Source organism: Acinetobacter sp. YH12105, from assembly GCF_013419095.1.
Taxonomy (GTDB): Bacteria; Pseudomonadota; Gammaproteobacteria; order Pseudomonadales; family Moraxellaceae; genus Acinetobacter; species Acinetobacter pseudolwoffii.
In genome coordinates, this window is sequence record NZ_VPAU01000018.1 from 32,660 (window position 1) to 57,648 (window position 24,989).

General features: G+C 43.4%; 26 protein-coding genes. 15 read left to right on the forward strand and 11 right to left on the reverse strand.

Annotated elements, in window-relative coordinates; genetic code table 11:
- Positions 1-259 precede the first annotated feature (259 nt).
- The 4 genes from FTU44_RS12485 to FTU44_RS12500 are packed head-to-tail and all read right to left on the reverse strand — an operon-like array spanning position 260 to position 2,811.
- The gene (locus tag FTU44_RS12485; RefSeq protein WP_005094567.1) at positions 260-742 is read right to left on the reverse strand and encodes a DUF523 domain-containing protein; all 483 of its coding nucleotides are present in this window, start codon (positions 740-742) and stop codon (positions 260-262) included.
- Between the two features lie 3 nt (positions 743-745).
- Positions 746-1,546: a zinc ABC transporter permease subunit ZnuB gene (gene znuB, locus FTU44_RS12490; RefSeq protein ID WP_100329705.1), complete on the reverse strand. Its 801-nt coding sequence runs from the start codon at positions 1,544-1,546 to the stop codon at positions 746-748.
- 3 nt (positions 1,547-1,549) lie between these two features.
- Entirely contained in the window at positions 1,550-2,332 is a 783-nt protein-coding gene (znuC, locus tag FTU44_RS12495; RefSeq protein ID WP_005173813.1) for a zinc ABC transporter ATP-binding protein ZnuC, read from the reverse strand.
- Positions 2,314-2,811, reverse strand: a complete 498-nt coding sequence (locus tag FTU44_RS12500) for a transcriptional repressor (protein WP_100355400.1) — start codon at positions 2,809-2,811, stop codon at positions 2,314-2,316. Before FTU44_RS12500 ends, znuC begins: the two co-directional genes overlap by 19 nt.
- A gap of 146 nt (positions 2,812-2,957) precedes the next feature.
- On the opposite strand from FTU44_RS12500, the gene FTU44_RS12505 reads away from it, so the two are divergent.
- The 10 genes from FTU44_RS12505 (at position 2,958) to FTU44_RS12550 (ending at position 11,150) form a co-directional block, all read left to right on the forward strand.
- A complete protein-coding gene (locus FTU44_RS12505) occupies positions 2,958-3,794 on the forward strand; it encodes a metal ABC transporter solute-binding protein, Zn/Mn family (protein WP_005094557.1) in 837 nt (278 codons plus the stop codon).
- Positions 3,795-3,968: 174 nt separating this feature from the next.
- Positions 3,969-4,361 (forward strand): ATP synthase subunit I, encoded by a 393-nt coding sequence (locus tag FTU44_RS12510; protein WP_005173819.1) that lies wholly within the window; start codon positions 3,969-3,971, stop codon positions 4,359-4,361.
- A gap of 110 nt (positions 4,362-4,471) precedes the next feature.
- Complete coding sequence (gene atpB, locus FTU44_RS12515) at positions 4,472-5,347, forward strand: F0F1 ATP synthase subunit A (protein ID WP_005094552.1); 876 nt, start codon at positions 4,472-4,474, stop codon at positions 5,345-5,347.
- An 85-nt stretch (positions 5,348-5,432) separates the two neighbouring features.
- Positions 5,433-5,678, forward strand: coding sequence for a F0F1 ATP synthase subunit C (gene atpE / locus FTU44_RS12520; RefSeq protein WP_000424060.1), 246 nt, complete (start codon positions 5,433-5,435; stop codon positions 5,676-5,678).
- Positions 5,679-5,717: 39 nt separating this feature from the next.
- The gene (locus tag FTU44_RS12525) at positions 5,718-6,188 is read left to right on the forward strand and encodes a F0F1 ATP synthase subunit B (protein ID WP_180050936.1); all 471 of its coding nucleotides are present in this window, start codon (positions 5,718-5,720) and stop codon (positions 6,186-6,188) included.
- A 12-nt stretch (positions 6,189-6,200) separates the two neighbouring features.
- Positions 6,201-6,737 carry a F0F1 ATP synthase subunit delta gene (locus tag FTU44_RS12530; protein WP_005173826.1) on the forward strand — a complete coding sequence of 179 codons (537 nt, stop codon included), beginning with the start codon at positions 6,201-6,203 and terminating at the stop codon, positions 6,735-6,737.
- A 43-nt stretch (positions 6,738-6,780) separates the two neighbouring features.
- Positions 6,781-8,325 carry a F0F1 ATP synthase subunit alpha gene (gene atpA, locus FTU44_RS12535; RefSeq protein ID WP_074383695.1) on the forward strand — a complete coding sequence of 515 codons (1,545 nt, stop codon included), beginning with the start codon at positions 6,781-6,783 and terminating at the stop codon, positions 8,323-8,325.
- Positions 8,326-8,413: 88 nt separating this feature from the next.
- Positions 8,414-9,283 (forward strand): F0F1 ATP synthase subunit gamma, encoded by an 870-nt coding sequence (gene atpG / locus FTU44_RS12540; RefSeq protein ID WP_004280996.1) that lies wholly within the window; start codon positions 8,414-8,416, stop codon positions 9,281-9,283.
- 26 nt (positions 9,284-9,309) lie between these two features.
- A complete protein-coding gene (gene atpD / locus FTU44_RS12545) occupies positions 9,310-10,704 on the forward strand; it encodes a F0F1 ATP synthase subunit beta (protein ID WP_004280997.1) in 1,395 nt (464 codons plus the stop codon).
- A 26-nt stretch (positions 10,705-10,730) separates the two neighbouring features.
- On the forward strand, positions 10,731-11,150 hold the full coding sequence (locus FTU44_RS12550) for a F0F1 ATP synthase subunit epsilon (protein WP_004814254.1): 420 nt from the start codon (positions 10,731-10,733) through the stop codon (positions 11,148-11,150).
- A 51-nt stretch (positions 11,151-11,201) separates the two neighbouring features.
- On the opposite strand, the gene FTU44_RS12555 is transcribed toward FTU44_RS12550, so the two are convergent.
- Positions 11,202-11,840: a hypothetical protein gene (locus FTU44_RS12555; RefSeq protein WP_180050939.1), complete on the reverse strand. Its 639-nt coding sequence runs from the start codon at positions 11,838-11,840 to the stop codon at positions 11,202-11,204.
- Between the two features lie 362 nt (positions 11,841-12,202).
- On the opposite strand from FTU44_RS12555, the gene FTU44_RS12560 reads away from it, so the two are divergent.
- Positions 12,203-13,579, forward strand: coding sequence for an NAD-dependent succinate-semialdehyde dehydrogenase (locus FTU44_RS12560; RefSeq protein ID WP_180050942.1), 1,377 nt, complete (start codon positions 12,203-12,205; stop codon positions 13,577-13,579).
- A 28-nt stretch (positions 13,580-13,607) separates the two neighbouring features.
- On the opposite strand, the gene FTU44_RS12565 is transcribed toward FTU44_RS12560, so the two are convergent.
- The 3 genes from FTU44_RS12565 to FTU44_RS12575 all read right to left on the reverse strand — a co-directional run bounded on the left by FTU44_RS12565 (position 13,608) and on the right by FTU44_RS12575 (position 16,418).
- Positions 13,608-14,612 (reverse strand): pirin family protein, encoded by a 1,005-nt coding sequence (locus FTU44_RS12565; protein WP_180050945.1) that lies wholly within the window; start codon positions 14,610-14,612, stop codon positions 13,608-13,610.
- Between the two features lie 129 nt (positions 14,613-14,741).
- Entirely contained in the window at positions 14,742-15,344 is a 603-nt protein-coding gene (locus tag FTU44_RS12570) for a hypothetical protein (RefSeq protein ID WP_180050947.1), read from the reverse strand.
- A gap of 528 nt (positions 15,345-15,872) precedes the next feature.
- Complete coding sequence (locus FTU44_RS12575) at positions 15,873-16,418, reverse strand: glutathione peroxidase (RefSeq protein ID WP_005173845.1); 546 nt, start codon at positions 16,416-16,418, stop codon at positions 15,873-15,875.
- Between the two features lie 191 nt (positions 16,419-16,609).
- Between FTU44_RS12575 and FTU44_RS12580 the strand changes: the two genes are divergently transcribed.
- Entirely contained in the window at positions 16,610-17,506 is an 897-nt protein-coding gene (locus FTU44_RS12580; RefSeq protein WP_005173847.1) for a DMT family transporter, read from the forward strand.
- 441 nt (positions 17,507-17,947) lie between these two features.
- Here the strand turns inward: FTU44_RS12580 and FTU44_RS12585 are convergent, their stop codons facing one another.
- The 3 genes from FTU44_RS12585 to FTU44_RS12595 form a co-directional block, all read right to left on the reverse strand.
- Positions 17,948-18,517 carry an L-threonylcarbamoyladenylate synthase gene (locus FTU44_RS12585; RefSeq protein ID WP_074383691.1) on the reverse strand — a complete coding sequence of 190 codons (570 nt, stop codon included), beginning with the start codon at positions 18,515-18,517 and terminating at the stop codon, positions 17,948-17,950.
- Between the two features lie 41 nt (positions 18,518-18,558).
- Complete coding sequence (gene dprA / locus FTU44_RS12590) at positions 18,559-19,698, reverse strand: DNA-processing protein DprA (RefSeq protein ID WP_100329712.1); 1,140 nt, start codon at positions 19,696-19,698, stop codon at positions 18,559-18,561.
- Between the two features lie 92 nt (positions 19,699-19,790).
- Complete coding sequence (locus FTU44_RS12595; RefSeq protein ID WP_005094531.1) at positions 19,791-20,945, reverse strand: LysM peptidoglycan-binding domain-containing protein; 1,155 nt, start codon at positions 20,943-20,945, stop codon at positions 19,791-19,793.
- A gap of 119 nt (positions 20,946-21,064) precedes the next feature.
- Here FTU44_RS12595 and def point away from each other — a divergent pair, with 119 nt between their 5' ends.
- The 3 genes from def (at position 21,065) to FTU44_RS12610 (ending at position 24,187) form a co-directional block, all read left to right on the forward strand.
- Positions 21,065-21,595: a peptide deformylase gene (gene def / locus FTU44_RS12600; protein WP_005173860.1), complete on the forward strand. Its 531-nt coding sequence runs from the start codon at positions 21,065-21,067 to the stop codon at positions 21,593-21,595.
- A gap of 92 nt (positions 21,596-21,687) precedes the next feature.
- Positions 21,688-22,101, forward strand: coding sequence for a DUF2946 family protein (locus tag FTU44_RS12605; RefSeq protein ID WP_005173863.1), 414 nt, complete (start codon positions 21,688-21,690; stop codon positions 22,099-22,101).
- A gap of 70 nt (positions 22,102-22,171) precedes the next feature.
- The gene (locus FTU44_RS12610) at positions 22,172-24,187 is read left to right on the forward strand and encodes a TonB-dependent copper receptor (protein ID WP_159516701.1); all 2,016 of its coding nucleotides are present in this window, start codon (positions 22,172-22,174) and stop codon (positions 24,185-24,187) included.
- Positions 24,188-24,989: the final 802 nt, after the last annotated feature.

The following is a 24,989-nucleotide window of genomic DNA, read 5'->3' on the forward strand; positions in this document are numbered from 1 at the left end:
AAACAATAATAGGCAAAGCAGCATGTCAACGCCATTATGGATTTTGATCTATGTCTTAAACTGCATTTTAACCAAGTGGATTATTTCGTGGGGCGGGGCAGCATATATTAGAGGCTGGAAAACATGGTTTGTGTTTAACACATCTCAATCTGAAGAATGAATGAAAGATCAGGTAATTATGATGGCGTGGTTCTTTTGGATTGCATTCACGATTTTATTTTTGATTGGGCTGTTTAATCCTGAATTTCGCTTTTATAAATTAAAGAATAGTCTGTGATAATTGCGCCAAGAATTCATCTTCAGTCATCACAACAATACCATGTTGTTTAAAGAGTGCAGCGGTAACACCATCGCCCTGAATTTTATGTCCTGAAAATGATCCGTTATAAATCAAATCACTACCACAAGAGGGACTGTGAGCTTTAAGAATTGCATGTGTGGCGTGAAAGTCTTGCGCAACTTTTAAAGCGAGATATGCACCTTGTATAAAAGCTTGAGAAACATCATTGCCTAGAATATCTATAACTAAAGATTTTTGCGCAAGTACATCTAAGCCTGAACCATTTTGAATTTCGGCAGGTGGACGTGGAATCGGTAGTCCACCTGAGATTTCAGGACACAGACTGATATATTGATTTGGAACTAAAGATTCGAGCACTTCTTTGACAAGGCAATCCTTGCCATCGTAACGAACTTTTTGACCGAGCAAACAGGCACTCACAAAGTAGCGTTTAGTCCCCATGTCCTAGCTCAGCTTTTTAAATTTCTGAAAGATAAACATCATTGCAAATAACACTGCCATGGTCAGCACAATGGTCAGCCCAGTTGAAGTATTAAGGCCTGCGCTCGACCAGAGGCCTACTGTCACGCCAATCTGTGCAATCACGAATGCCCAGATCACCATTTGGCGTGGAGAGTTTGCCAAAAGGCGAGCAGTCAGAGCAGGAATAACCAACAATGCACCCATCAATAGGGAACCGACTGCACGTAAAGCCAGTACGGTAAACAGTGCCAATAGCAACATAAAGATCAGGCGTTGCCATTTGGCATTTACCCCTTCACTGACCGCCATATCCGGATCAATCGCGATCTGAATCTGGGCTTGCCAGCTTTTATATAAAACACCTAAGGCCAGAATGATCACAATGGCAAACGTGGGCAAGTCCGTCCAGGAAATGGTCAGTAGATCACCGAATAAATAGCTGAGCAGTTCAGGTCTTAAACTTGGTAAATGTTGAATAAACAATAAACCCGAGCAAAGTAAGGTCGCTGAACACAGTGCAAGCAGGGCATCATTGGGGAGGCGGGGATCATGTAGCACCCACAGAATGGCAACCAGCAATAATGCCAAGAAGGTCACGCCCATCCACAGCGGTAGACTTAAGGCGCCTGCAATCGCAACACCTAGTAAAGTACCATGTGCCATAGTATCAGCAAAAAATGACATACGACGCCACAGCATCAAGCAGCCTAGCGGTGCCGTCAGAAACACCAGTAGCGTGCCCATAATCCATGCAGGTAAAAGGAGTTGTAACCAATCCATCATGGTCTAAGCTTCCGGCTCGGGGTGAATATGAGGGCGCGTATCATGCTGACACGGCGTAGCAGAATCGCCATGCGCACAATGATCATGATGATGCTGATAAAACACCCGGTTGGTGCCAAAGATTGCCTGATATTCTGGATGCTGCTGTACGCTTTCCGGCAGACCGCTACAACAAATATGCTTATTTAGACACACCACCCGAGTCGTACCTTGCATCACCCATTGCAGGTCATGTGACACCATTAATACGGCACAGCCATATTTTTCCGGCAAGTTACGCACATATTCATACAGTTCAGCTTCGGATTGAATGTCCAGACCTTGCATCGGTTCATCCAGTACCAGAATATCGGGCTGGCGTAATAAGGCCCGTGCCAAGAGCACCCGCTGACGCTCACCGCCTGAGAGTTGCTGAACTTTGGAATCTTGCAGTTTACTAATGCCAGTATCGCGAATAATTTCAGTTTTGATTTTGGATGGACATTTTTCCAGCGCCAGTAAATCTTTGACCCGCAGCGGCAAGCTATGCGATGGATTGAATTTTTGCGGCACATAAGAGAATTTCAGTTTACGTGCAGTTTTGATCTCACCGGATTGCGGTTTCAAGATGCCGAGCATGACTTTAATTAAAGTCGACTTGCCTGCACCATTCGGGCCAATCAGCGTGACAATCTCTTTTTCTTGCAATGAAAAATCAATGGCTTTTAAAATATCACGCTCATCAATCTTGACCCAGATCTGGGAGAGCTGAATCAGGGGGGAGGCACTTAAGCTTTGTTGCGACACTGCTGACAGATTCCTGAAATTTCAATAATACTGTGATGTGCGCTAAAGTCATCCGAGCTTGCAAGTGCATCAAGTTGGTCAAGCAGACCTTGCGCTGATGCTTCTGTCACCGCTTTACATTCGGTACAGATTAAAAAAGCCGCCTGATGCCCTTCACGTGGATGGCAACAAGGAATATAGGCATTGATCGAGGTCAGGCGGTGAATCAGCCCTTTATCCAATAAAAAATCCAGAGTTCGGTATACCGTAGGTGGCGCCGCAGGACGGTCACTGGCATTTTTCATTTGTGCCAGTAAATCATAAGCCCCCATCGGGCCAGTCGCATTTAAAATGAGTTCCAGCACTTCTTTACGCAAAGGGGTAAGGCGTGCGCCTGTTGCTGCACAAAGACTTTCCGCTTCAGCAAGACGTTGTGCGACATTGGGATGGTCGTGTACGCCGTGCAATGCGTTGTGGTGTTCGTGCGAACAAGAACCCATAGTTCACCTCAAGTGCGAAACTGAAAATTAATAGATTTCAAATCTTAACATGAAGCGTTCAGAGTTTCGATTGGGCATAGGTATTTTTGTATTTTTGTTATATTATAACACTCACTAATTTTCTCGTTTTTAAGTGATTTCTACTCATGTTCCGTCTCCTTGCAATGGGTCTTTTGGCTTTGTTCAGCACACTCAGTTGGTCACAAAGTCTGGTGGTCTCGACTCAGCCGATCTATCTGATTGCCAAGAAAATTACCCAGGGCGTGGAACAGCCGACTTTATTACTGGCCAATCAGAGCGGACATGATGTCAGTCTGACCCCGGCACATCGTAAAATCATTCAGGATGCCGGTCTGGTGATCTGGCTGGGTCAGGCGCATGAAGCACCGCTGGCCAAAGTGCTGAATGACAGTCATAAAGGTATCGCTATTTTGGAATCCGGTATTTTGACCACATTGCCGATGCGTAACCCGCGTGGTGAGGCCTTAAAAAATACCATTGATACGCATGTCTGGCTCGATCCAAATAATGCCGTAAGGATTGGCTTCTTTATTGCGGCGCTGCGTTCGCAACAATTGCCGGAGAACCGTGAACTGTACTGGAAAAATGCACGCGACTTTGCGCAAAGCATGTTTGCGACGGCCCAGCGTTATAGTTCCAGCACTAAAGCCAAAGCTTACTGGTCGTATCATGATGCCTATCAATATCTGGAACGTCCCTTGAATCTGAAATTCATGGGCGCACTGACCGATGATCCACATGTCTCGCCAACTGTGGCACAAATCAAGTTCTTACAGGATCATCGCCCACAGCCTAAAATGTGCCTTCTGGCCGAAGGTCATGCCAGTGAAAATCAGTACCGAAAACTGAAACCGGTGGTGTTTCAGCATGTCGATGAAAGCATGAGCGGGGCAGGGGACTTTGTGCAAGCCTGGCAGCAATTAGCAGCAGAAACCCAGAAGTGCGTATTAAATGCACGCTAATGATTTAAAAAATAGACAGATTTTGATTAGTTTAACAGCATTGCCCAGATTTAAAAAAACACGACTAAGGTCGGGAAAAGATTGCATGTTCAGGGGTGTAACTCTATAATGCCTGCGATTAAAAATAATCACCTGTTAAACTTGTCAAGCATGATTGCTGTGAGTGAATAAATAATGAGCCGAACTAGTCGCTTGATTGACCGACGATTAGCGAAAGCTTTGGTCCTCCTGCAAGCCTGTATGATCCCTGTTTCAGCCTTGATCGGCTGGGTCGTGAAAGACTCAACCGCAGCCCTGAGTGCAGCATTAGGTGCGCTCGTTTGTTGGCTCGCGACTTGTTATTTTTCGTGGCAATCGTTTCGAGCAGCAGGAGCCCGCGCGTCTAAACAAGTTCTTTCGAACATGTATAAAGGCTTAATGGGAAAGTTTGCAATTGTGATTGTTGGTTTCATTTTAATTTTAAGCAATGTCGAACCGTTGTCAGCGGTGGCGTTGTTTTGTGGTTTTATACTTGTTCAAGCCATGTCGTGGGTCGCTCCGTTTTGGGCGTCACGTCTACAAAAATGAGTATAGACACAACAAGAAATTGAAAAGTTTTTCAGGAGCAGGCGAGATATCAAGCAGCACGCGATATTCGTTTGTTCTATTAGTTTTTTGACATTGACCAGGTGTGATTTATGGCTGCTGAAGAACATGCCCTTACTTCGACCGAGTATATCAAGCATCACTTGACCAACATGACCTATGGCAAAATGCCAGATGGTACATGGAAATTGGCCGAGAGCGGTGCTGAAGCTCAACAGATGGGGTTCACTGCTATTCACTTGGATTCAATGGGTTGGTCTATCGGACTGGGTCTGATTTTCTGTTTGTTATTCTGGTTGGTTGCGAAAGCGGCTAATGCTGGTGTTCCTACCAAGTTCCAGTCTGCAATTGAAATGATTATCGAGTTTGTAGATTCAAGTGTACGTGATACCTTCCACGGGAAGTCTCGATTAATTGCACCCTTAGCTTTAACCATTTTCGTGTGGATTTTCCTCATGAACTTGATGGATTTGATCCCTGTTGACTTTATTCCTTATGTAGCTCAACACGCGATTGCTTCTATGCTGGGTGTAGACCCTCATCAGGTTTACTTTAAAATTGTTCCGACTACAGATCCAAACGTTACCCTCGGTATGTCTATTTCTGTATTCTTCTTGATCATTTTCTATAGTATTCGTGAGAAAGGTGTTGGCGGCTTCGTTGGTGAGTTAGCACTTAACCCATTTAACCCAAGTAACCCAGTTGCTAAAGTGCTTTTGATTCCATTCAACTTATTGTTGGAATTGACCACTTTCTTGGCGCGACCAGTTTCATTGGCTCTACGACTGTTCGGTAACATGTATGCGGGTGAGTTAATCTTCATTCTTATCGCGTTATTACCGTTCTGGATCCAGTGGGCGTTGTCTGTGCCTTGGGCGATTTTCCACATTTTGATTATTACGCTACAAGCATTCATTTTCATGATGTTGACTATCGTGTACATGAGTATGGCAAGCGAAAAGCATTAATGGTATTGCCTAACTGTCAACGGATGGTTGGGCACACAATTTTTTAACTTAATTTGGTATAAAACCTAACCTCTGAGGAATTATCATGGAACTCACTTTAGGTCTAGTTGCAATTGCATCTGCTATCTTGATCGCTTTCGGTGCTTTAGGTACTGCGATTGGTTTTGGTCTTCTAGGCGGCCGTTTCCTTGAAGCTGTTGCTCGTCAACCAGAATTGGCTCCGCAACTTCAAACTCGTATGTTCTTAATCGCAGGTCTTCTTGATGCTGTGCCTATGATCGGTGTTGGTATTGGCTTGTTCTTCATCTTCGCTAATCCATTTGTAGGTTAATCAGCTTAATTCCGAAATTCACTATTTGAGGAATTTGCAATGAATATCAACCTCACATTGTTTGGCCAAGCGATTGCGTTTGCGATTTTTGTCGCGTTCTGCATGAAGTTTGTATGGCCACCACTAATCAATGCGATTAGTGAACGTCAGCGTCGTATCGCTGATGGCTTAAATGCTGCTGAAAAAGCGAAAGCTGACCTTGCAGATGCGCAAGCACAAGTGAAAGCTGAACTGGACACGGCAAAAGCACAAGCGGCTCAATTTATCGAACAAGCGAACCGTCGTGCAGCACAGTTGGTAGAAGAAGCGCGTACTCAAGCATCTGCTGAAGGTGAGCGTATTCGTCAACAAGCGAAAGAAGCTGTTGATACCGAAATCAATTCTGCTCGCGAAGAATTGCGTCAACAAGTGGCTGCTCTTGCAGTGACTGGTGCTGAGAAAATTCTTAGCCAGCAAGTTGATGCAGAAGCTCACAATGCCATGCTGACTCAGCTGGCTGCTAAACTTTAAGAGAGGCAGATTATGGCTGAACTCTTGACGTTAGCACGCCCTTATGCAAAAGCAGCATTTGCTTACGCTTCTGAGCAGGGTGCAACTGACTCTTGGTCAACTGCACTTGAATTGCTCAGTGCTGCGGTGCAAGACGAAGCATTTTCAGCTTATCTAAATCGCCCGGAGCTTACACCTGCTGAGCAGGTGTCTCTTTTTGCCAAAGTTTTAGGTGAAGACCAAACTGCAGCAGTGTCTAACTTCCTGACATTGCTTGCTGAAAACAACCGTTTGACGCTTCTTCCTGAAATTGCTGCAGAATATGAACAGCTCAAATCACAGAATAACAATACTGTGGATGTTGTGATTGAATCAGCATTCCCATTAACTTCTGTTCAGGAACAATTACTGACGCATGCATTAGAGAAGAAATTCGAAGCTGCAGTAAGTGTTTCTGTAGAAGTGAAACCAGAGCTTATTGCTGGTGTAGTTATTCGTGCAGGCGACCAAGTGATAGATGATTCTGCGCTTAACAAGCTTGAGAAAATGCGTACTCGTCTTCTTGCTTAAGAAATAAGAAGACTGAACTTTAAAAAGATTGAGGTATAGCGCAATGCAACAACTGAATCCATCCGAGATCAGTGCGCTCATTAAACAGCGTATCGGCGATCTGGACACCAGCGCAACCGCTAAGAACGAAGGGACCATTGTTATGGTTTCCGACGGTATTGTGCGTATTCACGGCCTTGCTGATGCAATGTACGGTGAAATGATCGAATTCGACGGCGGCCTTTATGGTATGGCACTGAACCTAGAACAGGATTCAGTGGGCGTCGTTGTTTTAGGTAACTACTTAAGCCTTCAAGAAGGTCAAAAAGCGCGTTGCACAGGTCGTGTATTAGAAGTTCCGGTTGGTCCAGAACTTTTAGGCCGTGTAGTAGATGCTTTGGGTAACCCGATTGATGGTAAAGGCCCGATCGATGCTAAATTAACTGATGCTGTTGAAAAAGTAGCACCAGGCGTAATTTGGCGTCAGTCAGTGGATCAACCTGTACAAACTGGTTATAAATCAGTAGATACAATGATCCCTGTAGGCCGTGGTCAGCGTGAGCTGATCATTGGTGACCGTCAAACTGGTAAAACAGCAATGGCGATCGACGCGATCATCGCTCAGAAAAACTCTGGCATTAAATGTGTATACGTAGCAATCGGTCAAAAACAATCGACTATCGCTAACGTGGTACGCAAGCTAGAGGAAACTGGCGCTATGGCGTATACCACTGTTGTCGCAGCAGGTGCATCTGATCCAGCAGCAATGCTGTATTTGGCTCCGTACTCTGGCTGTACAATGGGTGAATACTACCGTGACCGTGGTGAAGACGCGTTAATCATTTATGATGACTTGTCTAAGCAAGCTGTTGCGTATCGTCAAATTTCATTGCTTTTACGCCGTCCACCAGGTCGTGAAGCGTATCCAGGTGACGTGTTCTATCTACATTCACGTCTACTTGAACGTGCTTCTCGTGTATCTGCTGACTACGTTGAGAAATTCACTAACGGTGAAGTTAAAGGCCAAACTGGTTCATTAACTGCATTGCCGATTATTGAAACTCAAGCGGGTGACGTATCTGCATTCGTACCAACCAACGTAATTTCGATTACTGATGGTCAGATCTTCCTTGAAACATCATTATTCAACGCAGGTATTCGTCCTGCTGTGAACGCGGGTATCTCTGTATCTCGTGTTGGTGGTTCAGCGCAAACCAAGATCATCAAGAAATTGTCTGGTGGTATCCGTACTGCTTTGGCGCAATACCGTGAATTGGCAGCATTTGCTCAGTTCGCTTCTGATCTTGACGAAGCAACTCGTAAGCAACTTGAACATGGTCAACGTGTAACTGAGTTAATGAAGCAAAAACAATATGCTCCTTACTCAATTGCTGACCAGGCTGTTTCAATTTATGCATCTAACGAAGGCTACATGGCTGACGTAGACGTTAAGAAAATCGTAGACTTTGATGCTGCGTTGATTTCTTACTTCCGTTCAGAACATGCTGCGTTAATGCAACAAATCGATGCCTCTGGTGATTACAACAAAGACATCGAAGCTGCAATCAAAGCAGGTATTGAAAGCTTTAAAGCGACTCAAACTTACTAATTTAGCAACTTGCTAGATTAGTGTTGGTTTGGTTCACGGAATCAACCTTCGGAAGCTCGCAAGGGCTTTCGAATACTAGGTTAAGCGTATGGCAAATTTAAAAGAAATTCGCGCCAAAGTAGCTAGTATCAAGAGCACGCAAAAGATTACTCGAGCGATGCAAATGGTAGCAGCTTCTAAGATGCGTCGTGCGCAAGAGCGCATGGCTCAAGGCCGTCCGTATGCCGAAAATATGCACCGTGTAATTGCTCATTTGGTCCAAGCGAACCCTGAATACAAACACCGTTATATGGTTGAACGCCCGGTTAAGCGCGTTGGCTATATCATTGTGTCTTCAGATCGTGGCCTTGCTGGTGGTTTGAACATTAACTTGTTCAAGAAAGTGGTTAAACACGTTCAACAGCAACAAGAGCAGTCAATTGAAGTTCAATTTGCTTTAATTGGTCAAAAAGCGGTTTCGTTTTTTAAAAACTACGGCGGTAAAGTGCTTGGGGCGACGACGCAAGTCGGTGATACTCCAAGTCTTGAGCAGTTATCTGGTTCTGTACAGGTGATGTTGGATGCTTATGATAAAGGCGAGTTAGATCGTATTTATCTAGTGTCAAACGGCTTTGTCAATGCCATGACTCAAAATCAAAAGATCGAACAACTTGTTCCTTTGGCTGCTGCTGAAGAAGACAAGACTCTTAACCGTCAATACGGTTGGGATTATATCTACGAGCCTGAAGCTGAAGAGCTTTTAAATGGCTTGTTGGTTCGCTATATCGAGTCTGTGGTGTATCAAGGTGTGATTGAAAACATCGCATGTGAGCAGTCTGCACGTATGGTCGCTATGAAAGCAGCGACAGACAACGCAGGCGAGATCATTAAGAGCCTGCAACTTATTTATAACAAGCTGCGTCAAGCCGCGATTACTCAGGAAATTTCTGAGATCGTTGGTGGTGCCGCTGCCGTTTAACATTATTTTGAATTGAGGAGACAGCAATGAATAGCGGTCGTATCATTCAGATCATCGGCGCGGTTATCGACGTCGAGTTTGAACGCAACAGCGTTCCTAAGATCTATGACGCTCTCCAAGTAGATGGTACTGAAACTACTTTAGAAGTTCAGCAACAGCTTGGTGATGGCGTAGTTCGTACTATTGCAATGGGTTCTACTGAAGGCCTTAAGCGTGGTTTGAACGTAGTTAACACTGGCGCGCCGATTTCTGTACCTGTAGGTACAGCGACTCTAGGCCGTATCATGGACGTTCTTGGTCGCCCGATCGACGAAGCTGGTCCTGTTGCGACTGAAGCGCGTTTACCAATTCACCGCTCTGCACCTTCTTATGCAGAACAAGCAGCTTCTACTGACCTTCTAGAAACTGGTATTAAAGTCATCGACTTGCTATGCCCGTTTGCGAAAGGTGGTAAAGTTGGTCTGTTCGGTGGTGCCGGTGTTGGTAAAACTGTAAACATGATGGAATTGATCAACAACATCGCGAAAGCTCACTCAGGTTTATCTGTGTTTGCTGGTGTTGGTGAGCGTACTCGTGAAGGTAATGACTTCTATCACGAAATGAAAGATTCTAACGTTCTAGACAAAGTAGCAATGGTCTACGGTCAGATGAACGAGCCACCGGGTAACCGTTTACGCGTAGCGTTGACTGGTCTTACTATGGCTGAATATTTCCGTGACGAGAAAGACGAAAACGGTAAAGGCCGTGACGTACTATTGTTCGTAGACAACATCTATCGCTATACACTAGCGGGTACTGAAGTATCAGCACTTCTAGGTCGTATGCCATCTGCAGTAGGTTACCAGCCTACACTTGCAGAAGAGATGGGTGTTCTTCAAGAACGTATTACATCGACTAAGTCTGGTTCTATTACGTCAATCCAAGCGGTATACGTACCTGCCGATGACTTAACAGATCCATCGCCTGCTACAACGTTTGCTCACTTGGACGCAACTGTTGTATTGAGCCGTGACATCGCATCTTCTGGTATTTACCCAGCGATCGATCCACTAGACTCAACTTCACGCCAGTTAGATCCGTTAGTTGTTGGTCAAGAGCATTATGAAATTGCACGTTCTGTACAGAACGTATTGCAACGTTATAAAGAGCTTAAAGACATCATCGCGATTCTTGGTATGGACGAGCTTGCTGAAGAAGATAAACTGGTTGTTTACCGTGCGCGTAAAATCCAGCGTTTCTTCTCTCAACCGTTCCACGTAGCTGAAGTATTTACTGGTGCTCCTGGTAAATTAGTATCTCTTAAAGAAACGATTCGTGGCTTTAAAGGTCTTCTAGCTGGTGAATACGATCACATCCCAGAACAAGCGTTCTACATGGTTGGTGGTATTGACGAAGTGATTGCTAAAGCTGAGAAACTTTAATTAGTTCCCTAATTTAGGAGATTCTCATGGCGACTATGCAATGTGACGTTGTAAGTGTTCAAGAGTCTTTGTACTCAGGCACTGTAACTATGCTAATTGCTAAAGGTGCTGGCGGTGAGTTAGGTATTATGCCTGGTCACGCTCCGCTGGTAACTTTGCTCCAACCTGGCGCGATCCGCGTTATTTTGGAAAACGGTACAGAAGAATTAATCTATGTATCTGGTGGTGTTCTAGAAGTTCAACCGCATGTTGTTACGGTTCTTGCAGATACTGCAGTCCGTGCAGAAAACTTAGATGAAGCTGCAATTATTGAAGCGCGTAAACACGCTGAACAATTGCTAGCAAATCAAAAGGGCGATTTGGACGCTGCTGCTGCTTTGGCTGCTCTTGCAGAAACTGCTGCTCAGCTGGAAACGATCCGCAAAATCAAAAACCGCGCAATGTAATTGCAGGTTTAAGATTGAAGAAACCACCCGAAAGGGTGGTTTTTTTATGGTTCATAGGTTCTTATCATGTTTGTTTTTATATATGTGTTCATAAAAAAAGATTAAGTCTTTTTCTCTACCATAATTATTGCCAGAACCAAATGTAGCTACTACGTACAAAAAACCAAACTTTTCTAATTCAGATGCTGAAAAGTTACATTCATTATTCGTAAGGCGGTAATCCTTCTCGAATTTGTTCATTTCAAATGATAAGTAGGCTTTTTCTAACCCTTCTAATAAAAACGATGTAAATTGAGGAATAATATGAGCATATCTTAAAAAATTTTCACGATTTATTTCTTTCGCATCATATAAAAGAGCTAAACGAGCGAGCATTTTAGATTGATGGATTAAATAGACTTTATCTAAAGCATTGAGTAATTCACCACCTATTTCTAAGTTGTTTTGATTCTTGAAGATTTTTAGTAATGTTCCTGATGCTAACTTTTCACCTTCCTTTATAAATTCCAGGATATTTTTTAATTTTTGCTTTTCGTTATAGCTTCTGAAAACTTTATAAATCGCTAAACCTGAAGATGCTATTGGAAAAGCTTTTAAAATTTCTTGAAAAATAGTATCAGTCGTTTCTAAAACTGTATTATCAAAATAGTTTTCTGCTGTTTGAATGATATTAGATGGTATTTGACTCATTATGAATTTTCTTTTTTCTACTATATAGAATAATGTACTACACACCTGAAAATTTGAAATTTATATTTTTAGCATCACCTTAAAACAGCTGATTTAGATTATTTGTTTTAGCTTGGAATTTTTGCAAGTATCGATCTTGAGAGTGTTGGTTTTACATTTCCGATTCTTAAATAAATTTTAATTTGTACCACTCGATATAACTTTTACCCTTTCTCAGTAATGTTTTGAACCAATCTGTAAACCTGCACACACCATAAAAAAATCAGTGATAAGTTAAATGATTCGAACAGATTTCGCTTGTTATAGCTTAATACGATAGAAGTTTAGAACAGGCAAAACTTATAATTGAAAAAGGGAAAACCATGGCTTATCAATCTATTAATCCATTTACCAATCAAAAATTGAAAGACTACCCATCCCATAGCGATCAAGATATTCAAAATGCACTCGATAGCGCAGAAAAAATCCTAAAGTCAGAATGGTCACAGCAGGTCGATACCCGTATTGCAGTACTGCGTAAATTGGCTACCAACATGCGAGCGCAAAAAGCTGAACTGGCCAAGCTTATGACCCAGGATATGGGGAAACTGATTAAGCAGAGTGAAGGTGAAATCGAAACCTGCGCCAAAATTGCAGAATACTATGCGGATCATGCCAAAGAATTTTTAGCGCCAGTGTCTTATCAGACCGATTTGGGTGAAGCGTGGGTCGAGCATCATCCACTGGGTATTATCATGGCAGTTGAACCGTGGAACTTCCCGTTTTATCAACTGATGCGGGTCTTTGCCCCAAACTGCGCCATTGGTAATCCAGTCTTGGCAAAACATGCTGGCATTGTACCGCAATGTGCGGAAGCCTTTGAGCAACTGGTCTTGGATGCAGGCGCACCCAAAGGCGTCTGGACCAATCTGTTTATCAGTTCCGATCAGGTGAAAGACGTGATTGCCGATAAACGTGTACGTGGTGTGGCACTCACAGGTTCAGAAGGTGCGGGCAGTGCAGTCGCTGAACAGGCCGGAAAACATCTTAAAAAATCAACGCTGGAACTGGGCGGGAATGATGTATTTATCGTACTGGATGATGCAGATCTGGAACGCGCAATTAAATTAGGCTGTCAGGCCCGGGTCAATAATGCCGGCCAAGTCTGTACGGCGGCGAAACGATTTATCCTGCATGAAAAAATTGCCGAACAGTTTAAAGCTGGCATGCTCAAAGCCTTTGAGCAATTGAAACTCGGTGATCCGCTTAATCCGGAAACCACGCTAGGGCCACTGTCTTCAAAAGATGCCTTAGAAAAGCTCACCAAACAAGTCGAAAAAGCCGTAGCGCAAGGTGCAACTGTAGTTACTGGTGCTAAAGCCGTAGAACATCAAGGCAATTTCTATGCACCGACCATTCTGGAAAATATCACGCGTGAAAATGAAGCCTGGTATGAAGAATTCTTTGGTCCGGTGGCGCAAATTTATGTCGCAAAAGATGATGATGAAATTGTCGAAATTGCCAATGATTCTAATTATGGTCTGGGCGGCGTGATCCATGCGCAAGATATTGAGCGCGCTAAACAACTGGCGTCACGGGTGGAAACCGGCATGATCTGGATCAACTGGTTTACCGATACCACGCCGGAATTACCATTTGGCGGGATGAAGAACTCCGGTTATGGCCATGAACTCTCGATTGATGGTTTCAAAGAATTTGTGCAAAAGAAACTGGTCGTGGTCAAAAGCCCGAAGAAATAAAATATTGACTCGACAAAGAAGCCACTATTCAGTGGCTTCTTTGTTCTGGATATTCTTCGCGTTGACCACCGTCATAACTGGCAAAACGAGGTTGTTCTCGTGGAAATGATAGTTCAGCGTTTGGCCAAGGCCAAGTACCAAACTGGGTGTCACGATAACGGCGAAAAGCAGCATCCAGTTCCTGCGGAGTATTTAACACAAAGGGCCCACGCATTGCCACAGGCGCACCAATCGGTTCACCTTCTAGCCATAAAATATGTGATTCCAGTAAACCACCTTTGAGATGAATATCCTGATCTGGTTTGAGTTCTATCAGATGCTTGACCTGTATTTTCTGTCCTTCCAGCTCCAGGCTTTTGCCTTGGTAGAAATAACAAAAACGCGTCGCGCTCGCAGTACTTGCCGGAATAATGAGTTCAGCCTCAGGCGCAAGTGTGATCATATAAATATTGACCCTGTTTTCAGTAGGTGCTGCCCAAGAATGGGGTGGACGATCCAGTGCTTCGGTGTCTTTAAACTGCCCTGAAATGACCCGAATATCCGCTTTACTTCCGGCTGTATCGGCTGAAAGTACATGTGGAATCTGTTCACGCCACAACATTTTATAATCGGCCGGCTGCGTTTTCTGTTCCGGTGAGGAATTCAGCCAGATTTGAAACAGCTCCAGAGGATTATCCTGATCTTGATGAACTAAAGGAAACATTTCGCAGTGCTGTACCCCATTGCCGGTGGTCAGCCATTGCACATCACCTGCGGCATAACGTCCCGAGTTTCCGAGCGAGTCAAAATGGTCGACATAACCGCATTCGACAATGGTAATGGTTTCAAAACCGGTATGCGGATGCTCCGGAAAGCCGGGAATTTGCTCGCCATAATACATGTCATATTCATGCTGATACGGCGGTGTAACTGGCCCTAATTCGGCATTGCCTTGTGGATAATGATCCTGATGGTGAACAGTGAAAATAAAGGGATCTTTCAGGTCAAGTCGGGATTCGACCGGAACAACAGAATACAGCACTGAATTCGACATGATTGAACTCCTGATTATTTTATTAGATATAAGCTTTTAATTTAAATTAGTTTTTATAATAAATCACAGTGTAAAGCAGATAAGGCGATTGAGGAAGATGCTTTCCGATCTATCGCCTTAGATGAAGGTTTAGGTATTTTCCTGTTCAGTCGTACTGTCTGATTTTTGCTCTGGATTCTGGATCAGCAGCCCCGCCAGTTTGATCATTTCAGCTTGCACATTGACCATCTGCGATTCAATTTTTTTCAGGTCGATCTGGCTTAAATCCATGTCACCATTCAACAGCGGTGAGGCCAAGACTTGCTGATTGGCACTCATGATATTGCTGCGGATCTGGTCAATTTCCTGACTTTTTAAGTTCAGGTTGCCGAGTACCTGATTAAAGCTGTTGAGTTGCTGTTGTAACTGGGTTGCGGTGGACTGCAGTTGCTGAGTATCCTTGGCTTCTACTGCACTTTGTAGCTCGGTCTGAGTCTGCTTCAACTGTTCCACATAACTGCCTGCTTTCAGCTGTAAGTCAGCCACATCACGAACCATATAAAACATATTGCCCGATCTAAGCTCAGTTGTTGCTGTAGCGCCAGTTTGCGGCTGGCTGGCAGTGTCAAGATCGGAACTACGAGTTTCCGCTTGCTCAGTGGGTGCTTCAACTGCCTGTTCACATCCCATCAGTAAAATCCCTGAGCTAAATAATGCAAAAGGAAGAACGGCATTGGCAAGAATCTTGGACATGGAATCAGGGTCTCGGTGCAGGTGGAAATATTTCATGATTTAATATAGGGACAAACTATGGAGATAAAAAAGATTGTTGCAAAGTTATAACAAATTTACTGAAGCGCAGACCGTCTTCGATTAAAAATGCTTAAAAAATAAAGATAAAACTCACGTTTTCAACTCAATAAATTGTTTGGGCTGTAATGATGTTAAGAAACGGAGAGTTCTGGATATGCATGCTTACATTCTCCCTATTCACTTGATCCAGTACGGGTTTCTCATACGCGTAGAATGCATTTGATATAGAAAATACGCTTGCTTTTACTCAATGGTTTATTGCTTCAAGTGTATTGTTAATCTAACCGAGGATCGTTGCAGATTAGGCCTGTTAGATTGATGAACAGGCGACGAACTATAGCCAAAAATAAAAGTTGAGGGCGACTTATAGATAGGATTTATATGAATCATTATGTATTTAACTCGCTGTGTTTAAATTACAAAGTAAGTATCTATTGGGTAAATACATACTTACTTTGCGATTAGCAATTATTTGGCCAGTTCGGCATTTACCGCATCCACAATTCGCGGATCATCTGCAGTAATGTCAGGCGCAAAACGTGCAACCACTTCGCCATTCTTATTGATCAGAAATTTCTCAAAGTTCCATAACACTTCAGGCGGTTGGTTTGGAGTCAGGCCATAATCGACCAGATCTTTCCACCACGGGCCTTCACCGATCCGCTCTGGTACAGCTTGAGTCAGCGTGGTATAGAGCGGATGCTTGTCTTCGCCCGCCACAGAAATTTTAGCAAAGAGCGGGAAGTCGACCTGATAATTGACAGAGCAGAATTCCTGAATCTCTGCTTCGCTACCCGGTTCCTGCTCCAGAAAGTTATTGGCAGGGAAGCCCAGAATTTCCAGACCTTGCATTTTTTTGTCTTTATACAGCTTTTGCAAACCTTCATATTGCGGAGTCAGACCACATTTCGATGCCACGTTCACCACAAGCAATACCTTGCCCTGATACTGGTTTAAGGTGGTTTCCGGGCCTTGAATGGTTTTGACTGGAATGTCATATACAGAGCGAGTCATTAGATTTCCTGTTTATTCAGACTGAATCGATCTTTGTTTTAACGGGTATTTAGATTCAATACAAGTAACAGCTGCTGAGGCAGGAGGCTTAAATCGGTAAATTGCCTGAATATCATGTGAAAAATCTATTATGCTAGGGTGCGCAAATAGCAATCGCTAAATAACAAGACAAGCGACACATGGATGAGGGTATGACACAGCAGCACAAAGCAGTCTGGTGGGCAATGGTATTGCCATTGGCTGCAGTTTTTATTTGGTCCTTAAACATGACGGTGACACGTTATGTGGCGGATTATATTTCTCCCATCAGTATCAGTTTTTACCGCTGGGTACTGGCACTGCTAATTTTAAGCCCATTTCTGTTGCCCAAGGTCAAAGCAGCCTGGCCAGAGATTCGCCCACATCTTGGACACTTTGCAGTTTTGAGTGCCTTGGGGATGGTGCTGTATCAAGGATTGGCCTATAGCTCTGCACACTTTACCACTGCGACCAATATGGGGCTGATCAATGCCTTTATTCCTATTTTTACCATTATTGTGGGTATTTTCGTCTTAAAAATTCGCCCGACACAGGCTGCGGTACTGGGGAGTCTGCTGTCTTTTATTGGGCTGATGTATGTCATGGCCCAAGGGCAGGGGTTGCATTTCTTGACGGTGGGCGACAGTTATATCGGTGATTTGCTGATGCTGATCGCAGTATTTTTCTATGCCTGCTATGGTGTCTTGCTGAAAAAATGGCAGATTCAGATTCCACTGTTGCTGAGTCTGTATATCCAGATTTTTATGGCCTGTCTCTATCATATTCCATTGGTACTTTACTTCGGTCTGGACAGTATCAATAGCCATAATGCAGCCAGTATTGTTTATGCCGGAATTTTTCCTTCTATTTTAGCCCCGTTTTTTTGGATGATGGCGGTACAGCAACTCGGTCCAAATCGTAGCAGTATTTTTATGAATCTGATGCCGGTTTTTACCGCGATAGTCGCCTATCTCTGGTTAGGTGAAGCCTGGACCATGTATCACAGTATTGGAGGCGGTATCATTTTACTGGGAATTATATGGGCACAATATCCGGGAAGAGCAAAGTGATAAGCTAAGGAACAGTTTATCAAGATATTAATTGTTTAAATATTAAGCAAACAATCAAGGTTTTTTAATTGAAATAGCCTGTTAAATCCCAATTTTTAAATGTGAAAATAAATATAAAAATCTTAATTTATTTTAAAACTGGAATAGAAAGAGCAAGATAGTTTGAATTTTGGTTAAAAGTTGCCTAGTATTAATAGAAAATATGTATTAATTGAGTTTTTTATTGTACTTGTCGTTGCACTAATTTTCTCTCATAATGCGTCCATCGAGAATGATTAAACATATTTTTCCTTGTTTTATCAAACTCCCAGAGATTTCTGAACCCTCTGGATGTGATTTATGCACATCCTTTTTTATGCTCAACCATCCCTATATGGTTGAGCTTTTTTTTGTCTTAAAACTTTAGTCGAGCTTGAATATCTGAGTCGACTGAGAACCAACTTAGTCGCGAATAATCGCCCCACTGACGGCGTCAATAATCCGGCTCGGTTGCTGGCTTAACCCTAAGTCACCATTCAGATAATTCAGATTCTGATCAAAGTAGCGAATCGCATCTTGCAGTGAACGTGCCGGTTCCAATCCTGCAGGATTGGCACTGGTAGACACAATAAAACCGCCAAAGGCCTGACACAGTGCCATACAGAGTGGATGGTTGGTAACGCGAACCGCCACTTTGGGATGATCGCCCTTAATCCAGGCCGGAATCTCCTGATGCGCGGGAAGCAGCCAGGTAATGGCGCGTTCAGCGGGTCTGTCATTGCTCCAGGATTCAATCACTTGTTCACGCATTTCTGTAGTTAAATCTTGCAGCAGATGTTCCACCTGTGAAATATGCGCTGCCAATAGAATCACCCCTTTTTCAATCGGGCGCTGTTTCAATTTTAAAATCTGATGAAATGCCTGTTCATTATAAGGGTCGCAACCCAAGCCCCAAACAGCCTCTGTAGGATATGCCAAGACTTGTCCGTCTTTAAGACATGCTGCTGCTTCAGCAACAGAGGTAGTAATCATGTGAATACCTTATACAAAACAACAAAGCCCTATTGTGAACTTTATTTCAGTGGACGACAACGCTGATACATGCCCGCTTGTTGAGTACTCAAGCCGAGCAGCTCAAGTTCCATCAATTGACTGGTCAAGGAAGATACTTCCTGTTGTAAATGAAAACTGAGCTGATCCAGACTCTGTCCGACCCAATCGAGTTGATTATAAAGATGAATTAAATGGGGCGGGATAGTGCGCTCTTGCTCAGGATAAGTATCTTTTTTGAAGTGATTTGCATTCGCTTGCCACTGTGTTGCTAGGGCTAAATCCTCAATCACTTGCTGTGGATGGTCAATTAAAATTGCACCTTCACGAATCAGTTGATGACAACCTTGATGATGTTCACTGTAAATATGCCCCGGAATTGCAAATATGTTCTTGCCTTGTTCCGCTGCCCATTGTGCCGTAAGCAATGAACCACTTTTTAACGCGGCTTCTGCCACAATCACCCCAAGACTTAAGCCGCTGACAATTCGGTTGCGCCGTGGAAAATGCTGCTGCAAGGGTGGGGTAAAAGGTAAAAACTCAGTAATAACTGTACCACCGTGGTTAATCATTTGCTGACGTAGTGCTTGATGTACAGCAGGATAGGTCTGTTCGATCCCTGTACCCATCACTGCAATCGTTCGTCGATGTTGTAGCGCAGCCCGATGTGCTGCTTCATCAATCCCTTGTGCCAAGCCACTATTAATATAAAAACCTTGCTCACTCAGATAAAAGGCAAAGTCATAGGCGACTTGCTGTCCGTGCGGACTTGGCTTGCGACTGCCAACAATTGCAATTTGTGGCTGGAGTAACTGATCTGCATGTCCCTGCCCGAACAGAATTGGCGGCTTATGCTCATAATGACTCAGTTGTTGTGGATATTCAGCATCTGTATGCAAAAGCACAAAATCACTGTGCAACTGAATCTGTTCTAGACTGTGCTGAAAATGGGTTTGAGATTCGCTGCTTTGAAAGTCTTTCAGGCGTTGAATATGATTTTTATGAAGGCCGAGCTTTTGCCAGGTCTCGATTTGAGAACAATGGACTGCATCCGCAAGATCTGCATAATGCCGACTGATTTTATAAAAGCTGGTGAGGGAATGTTGCACCAAATACCACAGCGTGATGGCATTGATTTGTGATGTCGACAATCTGTTCAACATAGTGAGACCTATTTTTGCGTCTTCTTATTATTGGTATGAATGAAAATAATTGAGATGATGCTGATCTATCAACATCATCCCACTTTGCAACCTTAGTCTTCTAACAAAGGAGGCTGAATGCCGGCACCCACTTTAATTGGAAGCTCGCTATCCAGCACATAGGCATAGCTCAATTGATCGAAGGCTTTAAAGACCATGACCTGACCAATACGCTCACCTGGCAATTGCACCCGTTCTTTAGTCTTCGGATCAGTCACCACTTCACCTTTCTGGTTTACGCTAAAGACATGACCTGTCTGAACGCCATGTGCCGTACCACGGTCAAGGGTGACGACACTATGACGTGCTGCAGTACCAATCGACCCCAATACACGCACAATCTGACCACCAGGCACAATACTTTCTGCATTGGTTGGGTAGAACAGCGTCGGTAACATCGGGTCGTATTCAGCCAGTACGCGGTCACCGCGACGCACCTCCGCGTTATAACTGTCAGTCAGCTCCAGTGTGGTTACCTCACCTTCACTACGTACCGCAATACCAGATGCCACCTGTTGCAGCTCGAGTGCAGCAGTATATTTCTTGCCATTGGCATCGGTAAATACATAAGGCTCAGCTTCACGATAAACGGCATAGCGTTGACCAACGACCAGACCGTTACCACGTACATAGACTTTCTGGCCTTTGCCCGCCAGTACGCGCTGATCTGCAGTTCCAAGAATGTATGGGGTGCCTTGAACTGAATCAGGCGCCATCAGGGTATAGCGCTCTAGCCACTGTTTGATATGTTCTAGTGGAATCACTGGAATGGTATTGTTTAAAGATTCAACCCGAATCTGAGGTTGCAGAGAGGTGCTGCCCAGATAGCGGCTGATAATACCGTCACAACCATCACCTTCATCTTTGCCAATAATCGGACGGCCCTGGTAATCACACATCAACAGGCGATCGCCCGGGAAAATCCAATGTGGATTTTTCACATGCTTGTTGCTGGCCCAGATTTCAGGCCAACGCACCGGGTTTTTCAAAAAGCGTTTTGAGATGTCCCAGAGGGTATCGCCTTTTTTGACCACATAAATATTGGGTGCACTGGCTTTTAATGCCGGCGGATTGACATTACGTGCAGGTGCGGCCTCGGCAGAATGAATAGTCCCCATACCGACACCGACACAAACGGCGAGTGCCAGCATCTGATTTTTAAACCCCAAGGCACTAAAAAATGGCATGCCCTTCAAAACCTTTTTCATTATCATAATTCCTAAAATTATGTGCGTAGTTGCGTTATAATAACGATCTTACACACATTTTTTGATGAAGCATTCCCTTCATTTGGTTTTTTGATCAATGGCATAATTGAGGACGCAGTATGGCCTTATTACCTATTTTAAGTTTCCCGGATCCCCGTCTTCGTACCATTGCACAACCTGTCGAAGATGTGACTGATGAAATTCGTCAGCTCGCTGCAGATATGTTTGAAACCATGTATGAAGCACCAGGTATCGGACTTGCCGCGACTCAGGTGGATCGTCATATTCAGCTGATTGTTATGGATCTGTCTGAAAATAAAGATCAACCGATGGTGTTTATTAACCCCAAAATTACACCATTGACTGAAGAAACGCAGCCCTACGAAGAAGGCTGTCTATCAGTTCCTCAAATATACGATAAAGTTGACCGTCCGTCACGTGTAAAAATCGAGGCAATTAATCTGGAAGGTCAAGCATTTGAACTCGAAGCTGACGGACTTCTCGCTGTGTGTATTCAACATGAAATGGATCACTTAAGTGGCAAATTATTTGTTGATTATTTATCGCCATTAAAACGTCAACGTGCACGTGAAAAAGTAGAAAAACTGGTACGCCAGCGTAATAAAGACAAGGTGGCAGTTAAACGCTAGGATATTTTTTTAATTTATTTTAATGATCCAACAAAGCCCAATTCTGATTGGGCTTTGTTATAATCGACATGAGCATATTTTAGGAGTGGCCTGTGTTTTTACGCGCGGGGCTGCTATTTGCATTTGCAGCTGTGTTTCTACAGATTGCTGTATTTTTACAGCCTTTGTTACCGACGCAATATCAGGTTGCTCCGGTCTGCGAAACCATCACGCGTGCGCTTCTTATCGCGACAGACGTTCATACACAGCATAGTGCCAGTGAACATCACCATTTCAAAGTCCAATCTGGTCATATTCAGCATGATCATCATGATGCCAATCATCAGTGTCAATACTGTACGGTTTATGCCAATTTAGTCTTACCGCCGGATCTGGATATCAAACAGGTACTTGACCGGATTCAGGTACGTTTAATTGCTTATCAAAAAACCTTTAAGCATGTCTGGTTTGTCCTTCAGCAGCTCTTTTTAATTCCTCAGGGACGAGCGCCGCCACTGCCTGCATAAACCTGCATTTTTCGCTTGGGTTGTTATTGACTCAAGCCATGCTTTTTTATGTATTCAGTGAGATAAAAAAATGGCTCAGCCTAAATTTTTTTTACAGCCACTTGCGGCTGCGATTTGTGTTATCTGTTATTCACCAGCCACAATGGCAAATGAAACGATGCCCGTGCAAACTTTGGCACCGATTGTGGTGACTTCTACAGCAGGTAATGATGCCAATGGACTGATTGTCCGTGCTGATCCGAAACAGCCGATTCAACCGATTCCGGCATCAGATGGTGCAGACTATTTACAAAGTATTGTCGGTTTTAGTGCAGTGAATAGCGGTGCCGGCACCAATGGTGATGTGACTTTCCGGGGTATGTTTGGTTCAAGAATTAAAATCCTGACCGATGGCACTGAAAACCTGGGGGCCTGTCCAAGTCGGATGGACTCACCCACCTCATATATTTCCCCAGAAAGTTACGACCAGATTACGGTGATCAAAGGCCCGCAAACGGTTCAATATGCCAATACTGGATCTGCCGCAACCGTGATTTTTGAGCGCAGTCCGGAACAGTTTAAAGATGATAAAAACTATCGTGGTCAAACAAGTGTCTTGATGGGTTCATTTGACCGACTGGATCAGAATATTGAAGTGGCAGCAGGCGATGAGCAGAAATATATCCGTCTGAATACCAACCGTTCTGTATCTGGCAGTTATAAAGATGGAAATGGCACCATTGTTCCTTCGGATTGGGAGCGCTGGAATGCGGATCTGGCTTTAGGCTGGACACCTGATGAAAATACCTGGGTAGAACTGACCGGTGGTAAAGCGGATGCTGAAGCAGTCTATGCTGGTCGGGCTATGGATGGATCGAAATTTGCCCGTGAAAGTCTCGGTCTAAAGCTCGAAAAGAAAAATATTAGCGATGTGATTCAAAAGATTGAAGCACAGGTGAACTATAACTTTAATGATCATGTCATGGATAATTATAGTCTGCGTGAGTTTCAGGCTAGTCCCATGATGAGTATGCCCATGGCGAGCAATGTTGCGCGTAAAACATTGAATGCTCGTATGGCAATGACCAATGAATGGAATAAATTACAGCTGATTACTGGTATCGATAGTCAGAATAACCAACATACTAAACGTAACGGAAGTCTGATGACGCCGTATCAAAATCAGTCACGTACTAAAGATATGGAATTCCAGTCTGTTGGGGCTTTTGGTGAGCTCAGTTATCAGCTTAGTGATAACAATAAGCTAGTGTCTGGTTTGCGTCTGGATCAGGTCAATGTAGAAGCAGTGGAGTCAAATCAGGAACGTAAAGAAACTCTACCGAGTGCCTTTGTACGTTTTGAAAATCATCATCCCGAGCATGACGATGGTAAGACCTATATTGGCGTGGGCTATGTCGAACGTATGCCGGATTACTGGGAATTATTCAGTCCTAAAACAGGGAATGGTAATACCAATACCTTTAAAAGCATTGATACTGAGAAAACCCTACAGTTGGATTTAGGTTACCAACATGAACATGGAAACCTAAGTTCATGGGTATCTGCCTATACAGGCTTGATTCAAGATTTTATTTTGACCAAATACAATGCAAACGATCAAGCTGAAACACGAAATGTCGATGCTGTCATTGCAGGTGCAGAAGCGGGCATTGGTTATCAGTTTAGTGATGCGATTCAGGCTGATGTCAGTGCCATGTACGCATGGGGTGAAAACACCACTGATAATACGCCGTTGCCACAGATTTCACCTTTAGAGGCTCGGGTGAATTTACGTTATATCCAGGATAATTATACTTTGGGTGCTTACTGGCGTTTGGTCGATGGTCAAAACCGAATTAGTGAGCGTGAAGGGAATATCGTTGGTTATGATGTTAAGAAAAGTGCAGGCTTTGGCGCACTGTCTTTAAATGGCACATATCACATTACGAATGGGGTAGATCTTTCTGTGGGGGTCGATAATGTCCTAGATCGTACCTATGCCGAGCATTTGAACAAGATGGGCAGTTCTGGTTTTGGATTTGCTGCCAATGAGCAATTTAACAATATTGGCCGTAACTACTGGGCAAGAGTCAGTATGAAGTTTTAATTGTTGTCTAATCTTTTGAAAAAGCCATTGCTCTTAAGCAATGGCTTTTTTAATTTTAAGGTCGGAGTTTATTTTGCATATTTAAATAGAGTGCCAATTTCTAGGAAGAAGGCCGTATAAAACAAGTTTTGTCTATATAAGCGTCAGGGCGGTGAAGAATAAAACAAGAATTGACTACGCCTTAAGCAATAGGGAGTGCGTAATAAATGATTTTTTTAAATAATTTTAATTAAAACAATTGGTTGTAATTACTTGGGTGAGAGTTCTTAGCTAGATCACATGAAAATCAAAAATAATTAAAATAAATTTTATATAAAAAACAATTATTTATATTTTTATTGGTTTATAAAACAAACACACGATAAAAAATCTTTGCAAGAAGTGTTGCAAGCGCTCTGAAATGCTGTAGAATGCACATCCATCGGCAGTGATGAAGATTAAAACTTCTGATAAAACAGCAACTTAGCACGAAGTGTTGAGATTGGGTTTTAGGAGAAAGTTTAAAATAATTTAAATTACTTGTTGACACTAACAAAATTTAGTGTAACATAGCCGACCTAGCTTGCTACTGACGAAGTAACAAGAAGATCATTAAGAGATTATGAAGAACAACTTGTGTGGATTTTTACTGGTTGATCGATCGAAATTATTTTCATTGATTGAATGGTAGAAATTACTCGAAGTTTATTTGAGAAATATTTGTCAGAAAATTGATGAGCCAAGATTGGTGTCCTTTAGGCACTACTGATTTTAAACTGAAGAGTTTGATCATGGCTCAGATTGAACGCTGGCGGCAGGCTTA

What these genes read in the sequence shown, in the direction of transcription:
- FTU44_RS12485 (WP_005094567.1), bottom strand. Translation starts at nt 742, where the DNA reads ATGGGGACTAAACGCTACTTTGTGAGTGCCTGTTTGCTCGGTCAAAAA.
- znuB (WP_100329705.1), bottom strand. Translation starts at nt 1,546, where the DNA reads ATGATGGATTGGTTACAACTCCTTTTACCTGCATGGATTATGGGCACG.
- FTU44_RS12500 (WP_100355400.1), bottom strand. Translation starts at nt 2,811, where the DNA reads ATGGGTTCTTGTTCGCACGAACACCACAACGCATTGCACGGCGTACAC.
- FTU44_RS12505 (WP_005094557.1), top strand. Translation starts at nt 2,958, where the DNA reads ATGTTCCGTCTCCTTGCAATGGGTCTTTTGGCTTTGTTCAGCACACTC.
- FTU44_RS12510 (WP_005173819.1), top strand. Translation starts at nt 3,969, where the DNA reads ATGAGCCGAACTAGTCGCTTGATTGACCGACGATTAGCGAAAGCTTTG.
- atpB (WP_005094552.1), top strand. Translation starts at nt 4,472, where the DNA reads ATGGCTGCTGAAGAACATGCCCTTACTTCGACCGAGTATATCAAGCAT.
- atpE (WP_000424060.1), top strand. Translation starts at nt 5,433, where the DNA reads ATGGAACTCACTTTAGGTCTAGTTGCAATTGCATCTGCTATCTTGATC.
- FTU44_RS12525 (WP_180050936.1), top strand. Translation starts at nt 5,718, where the DNA reads ATGAATATCAACCTCACATTGTTTGGCCAAGCGATTGCGTTTGCGATT.
- FTU44_RS12530 (WP_005173826.1), top strand. Translation starts at nt 6,201, where the DNA reads ATGGCTGAACTCTTGACGTTAGCACGCCCTTATGCAAAAGCAGCATTT.
- atpA (WP_074383695.1), top strand. Translation starts at nt 6,781, where the DNA reads ATGCAACAACTGAATCCATCCGAGATCAGTGCGCTCATTAAACAGCGT.
- atpG (WP_004280996.1), top strand. Translation starts at nt 8,414, where the DNA reads ATGGCAAATTTAAAAGAAATTCGCGCCAAAGTAGCTAGTATCAAGAGC.
- atpD (WP_004280997.1), top strand. Translation starts at nt 9,310, where the DNA reads ATGAATAGCGGTCGTATCATTCAGATCATCGGCGCGGTTATCGACGTC.
- FTU44_RS12550 (WP_004814254.1), top strand. Translation starts at nt 10,731, where the DNA reads ATGGCGACTATGCAATGTGACGTTGTAAGTGTTCAAGAGTCTTTGTAC.
- FTU44_RS12555 (WP_180050939.1), bottom strand. Translation starts at nt 11,840, where the DNA reads ATGAGTCAAATACCATCTAATATCATTCAAACAGCAGAAAACTATTTT.
- FTU44_RS12560 (WP_180050942.1), top strand. Translation starts at nt 12,203, where the DNA reads ATGGCTTATCAATCTATTAATCCATTTACCAATCAAAAATTGAAAGAC.
- FTU44_RS12565 (WP_180050945.1), bottom strand. Translation starts at nt 14,612, where the DNA reads ATGTCGAATTCAGTGCTGTATTCTGTTGTTCCGGTCGAATCCCGACTT.
- FTU44_RS12570 (WP_180050947.1), bottom strand. Translation starts at nt 15,344, where the DNA reads ATGTCCAAGATTCTTGCCAATGCCGTTCTTCCTTTTGCATTATTTAGC.
- FTU44_RS12575 (WP_005173845.1), bottom strand. Translation starts at nt 16,418, where the DNA reads ATGACTCGCTCTGTATATGACATTCCAGTCAAAACCATTCAAGGCCCG.
- FTU44_RS12580 (WP_005173847.1), top strand. Translation starts at nt 16,610, where the DNA reads ATGACACAGCAGCACAAAGCAGTCTGGTGGGCAATGGTATTGCCATTG.
- FTU44_RS12585 (WP_074383691.1), bottom strand. Translation starts at nt 18,517, where the DNA reads ATGATTACTACCTCTGTTGCTGAAGCAGCAGCATGTCTTAAAGACGGA.
- dprA (WP_100329712.1), bottom strand. Translation starts at nt 19,698, where the DNA reads ATGTTGAACAGATTGTCGACATCACAAATCAATGCCATCACGCTGTGG.
- FTU44_RS12595 (WP_005094531.1), bottom strand. Translation starts at nt 20,945, where the DNA reads ATGAAAAAGGTTTTGAAGGGCATGCCATTTTTTAGTGCCTTGGGGTTT.
- def (WP_005173860.1), top strand. Translation starts at nt 21,065, where the DNA reads ATGGCCTTATTACCTATTTTAAGTTTCCCGGATCCCCGTCTTCGTACC.
- FTU44_RS12610 (WP_159516701.1), top strand. Translation starts at nt 22,172, where the DNA reads ATGGCTCAGCCTAAATTTTTTTTACAGCCACTTGCGGCTGCGATTTGT.